4 protein-coding genes are annotated in these 5,578 nt (G+C 57.4%); 2 read left to right on the top strand and 2 right to left on the bottom strand.

Annotation, left to right across the window (positions count from 1 at the left end):
* Positions 1-4 precede the first annotated feature (4 nt).
* Both GFJ39_RS13365 and GFJ39_RS13360 read right to left on the bottom strand, forming a co-directional pair.
* The gene (locus tag GFJ39_RS13365) at positions 5-1,258 is read right to left on the bottom strand and encodes an arsenic transporter (RefSeq protein ID WP_153431899.1); all 1,254 of its coding nucleotides are present in this window, start codon (positions 1,256-1,258) and stop codon (positions 5-7) included.
* Positions 1,255-2,517 (bottom strand): MFS transporter, encoded by a 1,263-nt coding sequence (locus GFJ39_RS13360; RefSeq protein ID WP_194285388.1) that lies wholly within the window; start codon positions 2,515-2,517, stop codon positions 1,255-1,257. Before GFJ39_RS13360 ends, GFJ39_RS13365 begins: the two co-directional genes overlap by 4 nt.
* A gap of 361 nt (positions 2,518-2,878) precedes the next feature.
* Here GFJ39_RS13360 and GFJ39_RS13355 point away from each other — a divergent pair, with 361 nt between their 5' ends.
* Both GFJ39_RS13355 and GFJ39_RS13350 read left to right on the top strand, forming a co-directional pair.
* Positions 2,879-4,156: a type II restriction endonuclease gene (locus tag GFJ39_RS13355; protein WP_153431895.1), complete on the top strand. Its 1,278-nt coding sequence runs from the start codon at positions 2,879-2,881 to the stop codon at positions 4,154-4,156.
* A gap of 147 nt (positions 4,157-4,303) precedes the next feature.
* Positions 4,304-5,578, top strand: a 1,275-nt coding sequence (locus GFJ39_RS13350) for a chloride channel protein (protein WP_153431901.1), incomplete at its 3' end; no start/stop codon positions are given.

The raw sequence follows: 5,578 nt of genomic DNA, 5'->3' as shown, positions 1-5,578 counted from the left end.
CTCTTCACCCGATCAAAAGCCGGGCAGCGAGTGCCGTGAAGAGCGCAACGGGCATCGCCATGGCGCCAACCCTGAGAAATTGTAGAAACCCGACCTCTTCGCCTTCTCGACGGATCACCTGCAACCAGAGAATTGTGGCCAGAGATCCCGTCACGGAAAGGTTTGGGCCAAGGTCCACACCGATCAACAGGTTATCAATCACCAGCCGCGGGACATGCGCCTGCGCCACTGTCTCACTAGCAATCAAGCCGGCAGGCAGGTTGTTCATGATGTTGGAAATGAAGGCCAGAAGAGCGCCAGCCCCCCAGGCAGCAGTGACAGGATCGCTTTTGGCGGCGTGCTGAAGCAGGTTGGCAAGAACCCCGACCACCCCCGTACTTTCGACGGCGGCTACCAGAACGAACAGGCCGCCGACCAGCGGGAGAACACCCCATGAAATATCCCGTATGAGCGCAAGCGGCGATCGTCGTGCCAGCGTCGATACGCCCAATGCTGTCCCAATACCGGCGAGCGCTGTTGGTAAGCCGAGAGGCAGATCAAAAGCGGACACCGTCACAAGCAGGAACGCAGTTAGCACGAGGCCGACAAAAGCCGCTTTGCCGCCCAGTGTTAACGGAGTTGTTTCAACCTGAGAGGCACAGGCCTGACGCAGATGTGCCCGCTCCATAAGGCGCAAAACTAGATAAGTCGTCATGACAGCTAGGAGCGACGGTAGCGCGAATGACCTCATCCATGATCCCAGCGCGGGGAGTGCGCCGTCATACAGAACCAGGTTCGCCGGATTGGAGACAGGCAAGACAAAGCTTGCCGCATTGGCGACAAATGCGCAGGCAAACAACAGCGGAAGGGGATCCGCTTTTGCTTTTTTTGCTGCTGCGAACACTGCCGGTGTCAGCACAACAGCCGTCGCATCGTTGGACATAAAGGTCGTCACCACGACACCGGCCAGATAGACCAGTGTGAACAGCTTGGCCGTTGAGCCTGCGGCATGATTGACGGCCCAGGTCGCGATCCAGTCGAACAGCCCATTTGCACGCGCCGTTTCACTGAGCAGCATCATGCCGATCAGAAACAGATAGACATCGCCGCCTTTCACGAGACCCGCCCCCGCCATGGTGAGGGGGATCAGCCCCGTCACCATGAGGACCGTGGCTCCGATGACGGCCCACACCCACTCCGGGGTCCGGAACGGTCGAAGAATAACACCGGCCGTCGCCAGAACAGCGATCGTCCAGATTGCCTCCTGATGAAAGGTCATGCCGACACCTGATCGGCAGATCGCAGGGTCGATGCCGAGCCTATCCAGAGCCCCAGTGACACGATTGCAAAGCAGCCCAGAGTATAGAACGCCACGGCGTATCCCAGATCTTCGGCAAGCCATCCTCCCAGAGCCGGGGAGAGGCTTGCTCCAATGCCCTGCGCCGTCATGACGACGCCCTGTCCGATATTGATCCGTCCGGTTCCGTTCAGCAGTCTGGCTACCAGACCCGGCACGGCGACACTCTGAAGCCCCGCACCGATCCCATCGAGGATCTGCACCGGCCATACCCCCCAATGCTGGATGAAGCTTCCCGCGATCAAACCACGCAGCGGCAGGGCGGCAAACGATATCAGCAGGACGAACCAGTAACCACGGTCCCTGACGAAACGTATGGCCAGAAGGCTCACGACGATCATCACAGCCTGTGCGACCATCACGGTCATCGCCGTGAACATGGCTGGATTGCCTTTGCCTGCACTGACGACCGCCATGCCGTACAGCGGGAGCATCGCGGCGTTTCCGAGATGGAAGAAACACAAGCAACTCGCCAGAATGAGAAGAGGCTTGTGTCGCAGAAAGGATCGTAATCCCTCCGCCGTCCCCTCATCGTGAACGGGTTCATCGTCCAGTCCGCGTGCAGCTTTATGATCTATGGATTTTTCCGGAATCAGGAGCACCGCAGAAATGGCGAACAGACCGAAGGCGACTTCAAGAAAGAAAATCGCTGAGAGGCCAAACTGCCATCCCAGCCAGCCGGACAGTCCGGCCCCAGCCATATTGCCGGCGTGGTTCCAGGCCTGGTTACGACCGATCTGTGTGTTGAAGCCTTTCTGGCGCACGATACCAAGGGTTATGGCAGCCATCAGAGGGCCAATTCCAGCGCCGGCCAGAGCGGTTGCAAGTTGACTGACCGTCACAACGGGCACGGCTTGCGAGCTTAGAAGAAGAAGTGAAGCGGAAATCGTGCAGAGCGCTGCCACAATGACGAGCAACCGCTTTTTCGTCGTGTGATCAATCAGCGCGCCTGCGGGAATGGTGGCGAGCATTCCCGCAACTCCACCCACAGTCATGACGGTTCCGATCGGTCCCGTCTGCCAGCCGTGACGCTGAAGGAAAACGCCCAGAAAGGGCCCTATCCCCGCCTGGACGTCCGCCATGAAGAAATTGAGAGCGCCTAAGGCGAGCAAGGCCCGATTGATCCCTGGAATAGCAGGAGTTTCATCAGTAACGACTGTGGCAGTACGAGGCGGGGTCATCACGTTCTCTTCGTTAAGCAGCAAGCTTTAACTGCGTTCAAGAGAATAAGTTACAAAATTATTACCCACTGCTTTTTGTTGAATTTATTGACGTGATTATCGATGTTCATTCTTCGGACAAAATCGTTCAATCAGGAAAATGTCCGCTTTCGGAAAATGCTTTTCTACGCTTTTACGTCTTGAATGAGGCGATAGCAGCAGGTCTGCTTTCGCCTCATCTCGGTCACAAGCGGAGCTATTCGACTTTCCGGAAAGCGGACGTGAGGACCTTAACCTCGCCAAGCCTTGCGATTATCCGCATTGACGTGAGTTGCTGTTACAACCAGTGTCAAGAGCGAATATAATTGTAGTTTCTGGACTGATGACCGACCTTATTCGAGACCTCATTTTCCGCTGGCGGGCCGATTCGGCAGGCACCTATCAGAGCTGGTTTTTATGGGATGAGCGCCTCAAGAACTTCCGGTCTATTCGTCGCGGTCTGCAGCAGGTCGTTGCCGAGATTGCCGGTGGCACATTCGGGGTTGTCTATCGTGGCTCTTCGCTGGAAACGGTTGTTCATTCGATTGCTGAGCAGCGTCAGATATTCAAGGGAGCGGATCACGCTTTCTTGTGGAAGCCGAAGCTACGCATTCCCGATATCTACGAAAACTCTGCCAACCAGAAAGCATTCGGGCGGCTTCTTGATACCTGTCTGTGCTGCAATACCGAAGAGCATGTGGTCTCGGCCATTCATGCAATCGATGCCCGCAAAATAAAGGGACTGGGACCAGCCGTCGCCAATCTGCTGTATTTCCTGCATCCGACGATCATGCCGCCCTTCAATACGGCGATCGTGAACGGCTATAACGCCTTGACCGGATCAAAGGTGAAACTGGGGCGATGGGAGGAATATCTTGCCATGCGGCAGGGTATCCTGAAACTAAATGCGACCCATCGTTCGCTGCTTTCCAATGATCTGGGCGCTATCGGAGGACTGCTGTTTGATCTCGGAAGCGGACGCTATACAGCGCCGCCTCTTGAGGATGACGAAACAGCGCGAAAACTCTGGGAAGCCGATCTTCACCAGGTGAGGGAGCAGAGCGCAAAAGAGGTCCGAATCCTCGCCGCGGAGCGGGAAACGGATCACACCCATACCGAAATTCAGGGCTGGCTTCGCGATCTGGGGCATTCTCTGGGTTACGATGTCTGGATTGCGGCCAATGATCGCAGTCGCCCATGGCAGGACGGTAAGCTGGGGAACGGCTGCCTGTCGGTTTTGCCAGGCTTCACGACGGAAACGCAGGGAGCAGAATCCGTGCGTCTGATCGATGTCCTGTGGTTGGACCGGGACAGCCACAGGATTGTTGCCGCCTTTGAGGTCGAGCATTCAACGACCATCTATTCCGGCATCGTGCGGATGCTGGATCTTGCTCTCGGGTCAGAGGCGCAGGCTCTGGAGGGACTATTTCTTGTTGCACCGGATAAGAGAGAAGCCGATGTGCGGGAACAGTTGAAGCGACCGGCCTTCAGTAGGATCGCCGATCTGAAAGTCCGATATCTGCCTTATGGGGCGCTGGAGAAAGATCGTGTGGCAATCGCGCGTTTTGGGCAGGGATTGAAGCCTATCCAGGCGATTTCGCATGCTTTGACACCGATCTGATGTTGTTATCGGCACAGGAGCAAAGATGCTAAACTTTTCTCAGTCTCCAAGGAGAGCCCATTATAATCGTCGGGTTTGCAACGATGATAATCCGGCAAGACGGTGATGTCAGATACCACTCATAGTCAGGAAACACAGCAAGCGGTGATGATCCAGCCGCCTAGCGGCCTCACTGTGCTCTCCCTCCTGTCCATCCTGACAGGTGTCGTTGTCGGAGCAGTCTGTGGAACATTCCGGCTGTTACTGGAACATGCAGCGGGCTTGAGAACGGCGCTGGTGCTTGATGCCCCGCACCCGTTTCCCGCCGGTCTGATGATGATTGCGATCGGCAGTATAACGGCTTTCATCGCGGCCTGGATGGTCAGGCGACTGGCACCTCTGGCTTCTGGAAGCGGGATCCCTCATGTCGAGGCCGTTCTGGCCGGACTTGCAACACCTGCTTCCATCGGCCTGATCCCGGTCAAGTTCATCGGAGGATTGCTGGCCATCGGCGGGGGACTGGCGCTGGGGCGTGAGGGGCCGAGTGTGCAGATGGGTGCCACGGCTGCCAATACGATCGGTCGGCTGTTACGGCTGGGACCGGCGGATTGCCGGTCATTGCTGGCGGCTGGCGCCGGAGCTGGACTGGCGACGGCCTTCAATGCGCCGGGCGCTGGTGCGATCTTTGTTCTGGAAGAGCTGGTCGGCAAATTCGAAGCGCGCACCGCCTGTTCCGCGCTCGGCGCTTCCGTGTCCGCCATTCTTGTCGCCCGGGCTTTGCTGGGCGGTCATCCTGATTTCGTGGTGGTCGACAGTCCCTTGGTCATCAGCGTTTCAACGCAGTTGCTGTTTTTACTGACAGGACTTGTGGTTGGCCTGCTCTCTGTCGTTTACAACCGGACAGTTCTGGCCACGTTACGGCTGGCTGAACGGATGACTATTGGCGTGGAAATCCGAGCTGCTGTTATTGGCTCTATCGGTGGGCTGATCGTCTGGCTTACACCTCACCTTGCTGGTGGAGGCGACTGGATCACGCAAAACGCCATCGATGGAACGCTGATCTGGACAGCGCTGCCAGGGTTGTATGTCCTGCGTCTGGTCTTCGGCTCGATTTCCTATGCCGCAGCAACGCCGGGTGGCCTCTTCGCTCCCATGCTGGCTCTGGGTGCTCTGGCGGGGCTGGGCTGCGGAGATCTGGCCCATGTTCTGGCGCCCACGCTGGCGGGGCGGACCACACCCTTTGTTGTGGTCGGTATGGCGGCGATGTTTGCGGGAGCGGTGCGGGCACCTTTGACCGGGATCATTCTCGTGACGGAAATGACCAATACGCCCAGCCTGCTGCTTCCGCTCCTTTCGGGCAGTTTTGCCGCGATGTTCGTGGCCGACGGCATGGGTGAAGCGCCAATTTATGAGGCATTACGCACCCGCGCCGCAGCCGAAAAA

The organism is Gluconobacter aidae, from assembly GCF_009547075.1.
In the GTDB taxonomy this organism is placed as follows: Bacteria; Pseudomonadota; Alphaproteobacteria; order Acetobacterales; family Acetobacteraceae; genus Gluconobacter; species Gluconobacter aidae.
The sequence above is the reverse complement of the archived record's forward strand: the minus strand, read 5'-3'. Positions and strand labels throughout refer to the sequence as shown.

What these genes read in the sequence shown, in the direction of transcription:
- GFJ39_RS13365 (WP_153431899.1), bottom strand. Translation starts at nt 1,258, where the DNA reads ATGACCTTTCATCAGGAGGCAATCTGGACGATCGCTGTTCTGGCGACG.
- GFJ39_RS13360 (WP_194285388.1), bottom strand. Translation starts at nt 2,517, where the DNA reads ATGACCCCGCCTCGTACTGCCACAGTCGTTACTGATGAAACTCCTGCT.
- GFJ39_RS13355 (WP_153431895.1), top strand. Translation starts at nt 2,879, where the DNA reads ATGACCGACCTTATTCGAGACCTCATTTTCCGCTGGCGGGCCGATTCG.